This is a genomic window from Catenibacterium sp. (assembly GCF_052354645.1).
GTDB classification, from domain to species: domain Bacteria; phylum Bacillota_I; class Bacilli_A; order Erysipelotrichales; family Coprobacillaceae; genus Catenibacterium; species Catenibacterium mitsuoka_A.
Window position 1 is genome coordinate 1 of record NZ_DAWDDM010000212.1, and the last position, 3554, is coordinate 3554.

General features: G+C 34.2%; 4 protein-coding genes, 1 pseudogene and 1 other annotated feature. All 5 genes and pseudogenes read right to left on the reverse strand.

Features of this window, described 5'->3' with window-relative positions; genetic code table 11:
* Positions 1-9: 9 nt before the first annotated feature.
* Positions 10-612, reverse strand: a pseudogene (locus ACT8VG_RS08780) (class I tRNA ligase family protein).
* Positions 590-1225, reverse strand: coding sequence for a hypothetical protein (locus tag ACT8VG_RS08785; protein WP_187012535.1), 636 nt, complete (start codon positions 1223-1225; stop codon positions 590-592). Before ACT8VG_RS08785 ends, ACT8VG_RS08780 begins: the two are co-directional and overlap by 23 nt.
* A gap of 30 nt (positions 1226-1255) precedes the next feature.
* Positions 1256-1458, reverse strand: a binding site (T-box leader).
* A gap of 36 nt (positions 1459-1494) precedes the next feature.
* Positions 1495-1797, reverse strand: coding sequence for a PTS sugar transporter subunit IIB (locus ACT8VG_RS08790; RefSeq protein WP_022424314.1), 303 nt, complete (start codon positions 1795-1797; stop codon positions 1495-1497).
* 72 nt (positions 1798-1869) lie between these two features.
* On the reverse strand, positions 1870-2466 hold the full coding sequence (yihA, locus tag ACT8VG_RS08795) for a ribosome biogenesis GTP-binding protein YihA/YsxC (protein ID WP_117458073.1): 597 nt from the start codon (positions 2464-2466) through the stop codon (positions 1870-1872).
* A 1-nt stretch (position 2467) separates the two neighbouring features.
* Positions 2468-3554: S16 family serine protease (locus ACT8VG_RS08800; protein ID WP_444195656.1), on the reverse strand; the 1087-nt coding region annotated here is incomplete at its 5' end.

Genomic DNA, 3554 nt, shown 5'->3' on the forward strand with positions numbered 1-3554 from the left:
ATACTTTAATTAGTACATATTACCTTCAATATCTTCATGATATACTTCGATATGTGATAATGCAGTTCTTTGTACTGGGTCCCAGTTAATGATCTTTTCACCCTGGTAGATTAATCCCTTTTCATATAATCTTACAAAGACTTCCCTAACAGCATATGATAAACCATCATAAAAAATAAAACTTAACTATCAATAATCAAGTGATAAACCTAATTTAGCACACTGTGCACGAATGATATCTGCATATTCTTCTTTCCATTCCCAGATCTTATCAACAAGCTTTTCTCTACCTAAATCATAACGAGAAATACCCTGTTCTCTAAGTCTAGCTTCTACCTTAGCCTGAGTTGCAAGTCCAGCATGGTCCATACCTGGTAACCATAATGCATCATAACCCTGCATTCTCTTATAACGGATAATCATATCCTGCATAGTAGTATCCCATGCATGTCCTAAATGTAATTTACCAGTTACATTTGGTGGTGGAATAACAATACTATAAGGCTTCTTTGTTAAATCACCTGCTTTAAAATATTCCTTATCTAACCACTGCTGATATTTACCTTTTTCTACAGCTAAATGGTCATATTTAGTCGGTAACTCTTTCTTCATTTGTTTCGTCCCCCTCAATAAATGATTCTTTATGTTCTCTAATATACTTAGTTAACTTTGGCATAAAATCAGTACCTGCAATCATAGTAATATATTCATGTGTGAAGTCTGAGAAATTATAAGAAGAATAATCACCCATATCTTCATCTTCTTCACCATTTTCCATGATTTCATTCAATCTTCTTGCACTCTTTACTAATTCTGCAATCTGCGGTTCACGCACATTATTGAAATAAGTTTCTAATTCATCCGCATATACTGAATAAGCAGGTGTTTCAAAGAAAGATCTAATCGTTTTAGTACTACTTACACATTCATTTAACTGACTGATACCATAGACAGTTCTTTCTTCCATATTTAATTTATCTAGGAAGTTTTCATCTTCATCTTCTAAATCACCAATACGTGCAACAATTAAATTGACTAAATCCTTATCACTGCATGCATCAAATTTTTCTGATGTAAAATGCTTATTTTCATCTTTGAAATCCGCAAATCGTAACGCTTCTTCCATCTGTTTGTCTTTGATTGCTTTTGTTTTCTTATAATAGAAATAACATAATGTGATTATAAATAGAGTAAAAGCAACCAATATCGGTGTTCTGTATTCCATAATTCCTCCTTAAATAAAAAAGAGCATGTGCATAAGGACGACTTATATCGTGGTACCACCTTATTTCACATACTCTGTATGTCTCTTTACTTTAACGCAGTATTACGTATCTGGCTACTTCATTCACCAAATATGCTCCAAGGCTACCTTCCAGTCTTCACTCTCCTCTTTCACACCAGCCAAGAGGTCTCTTTAAGAAGAATAACTGTACTCCTCCTCTTCAACGCTTGTTATTATTCTACCAAAAGCTTTACTATAAGTCAATGAACTTATTTGCCTAGATATTCTAAAGCCTGGGCAAGAACTGAATCACCATTCATCATACCATAGTCCTTCATACCAATCATATATACTGGAATAGAACCAACAGTTTTCTGAATTTCTTCCTTTGCATAACGAACCTGTGGTCCAAGGAAAATAATATCAGCTTCTACATCCTTTAAATCTGTATTTTCAGCATTCACTGCCCAAATTTCAGCTTCGACATTCTGCTTAGTCGCTGCTCTTTTCATTTTTTCTACAAGTAAGCTTGTACTCATCCCTGATGCACAGCATAATAAAATCTTAATCATCAAAAAACTCCCTTCTTGCGACACATTATATACTAAAATAAGACGTTTGTGAAGAAAGAAAAAAGAGAGATATTATGATCTCTCTTCGCATAATTCTAAGATACAATCCCAGACTTCTCTGACACCTTTTTTCTTTAAGCTAGAAAAACGGACAAAGTGGTCACTTGGATCAAAATCCAATGTTTCTTTAATCAGCTTCTCATTTTTAACAAGTTCATTACGTTTTAGCTTATCTTCTTTAGTTGCGACAACAATAACAGGAATACCAAAATGCTTGGCATAATCATACATTGTTACATCATCGTCTTTAGGTTTATGACGATAATCCACAATAAGAATCATCGCTTTTAGATTCTTTCTATTACGTAAGTAATTGTCAATCATTTCTGAGAACTGCTCTAACATCTTCTTTGGTACCTTTGCATAGCCATATCCTGGCACATCAACAAGTCTTATTTCATCATTAATATTAAAGAAATTAAGAGTACGTGTTTTACCAGGAGTTGAACTGACCTTTGCAAGTCCCTGCACATTGGTTACTGTATTGATAAAACTTGATTTACCTACATTTGAGCGTCCAGCCATCACTACTTCAGGTAATGATTCATCTGGCCACTGACTAGACCAGGCTGCACATAACATGAATTCGGCTTTTTTAATTGTATACATATTACTTTACCAACGCATTTTCTAAAACAGTATCAATATGATCTGCTGTGATGATAGTTAAATCGTTTCTGACTGATTCTGGAATATCATCAATATCTTTCGCATTATCCTTAGGAATAATAATTGTATGAATACCAGAACGATGTGCAGAAATAGACTTTTCTTTTAAGCCACCAATTGGTAATACATTACCTGTTAATGTCACTTCACCTGTCATTGCGACATCATCACGTACAGGCTTTTGTGTGAAAGCTGAATAGATAGCAGTTGTTAAAGTAACACCAGCACTAGGACCATCCTTCTTTACTGCACCTTCAGGTACATGAATATGAATATCCTGCTTATCAAAATCAATATCCTTTAAGCTATACTTATCAGCATGTGCCTTAAGATAGTCTAACGCAATTGAAGCAGATTCTTTCATGACATCACCAAGTTGACCAGTGACGATGAATTTACCACTGCCTTTAAAGTGATTGACTTCAATTGGAAGAATATCTCCACCAAACTGTGTCCATGCTAGACCAGTGACTACACCTACCTGAGGTTTAGGCTGTTTCTTAGTATGGTCAAAAGGTGCTTTACCTAATAATTCTTCTAAGTCGTTTACTTCCACAGCAACATGATCAGTTGTTTTCTTAAGAATCTTCAATACTGATTTTCTACAGATTGCTGCAATTAATCTTTCTAACTGACGTACACCTGCTTCACGTGTATAGTGTCTAATAATATACATTAACGCATCATCAGTAATAGTTAACTGTTCATCAGTCAAACCATGATTCTTAAGTTCTTTCTTAATTAAATGATCTTTCGCAATCATTAATTTTTCTTGTTCTGTATATGAAGATAGTTCAATGATTTCTAATCTATCACGTAATGGTTCAGGAATACCACCTAGATCATTTGCTGTTGCAATAAATAAAACCTGTGATAAATCATAGGGTTCTTCAATATAATTATCTGAGAACATAGAGTTCTGTTCAGGATCTAATACTTCAAGCATAGCACTTGTAGGATCACACTTATAATCAATTGCCATCTTATCAATATCATCTAATAAGAAGACAGGATACATTACACCTGCA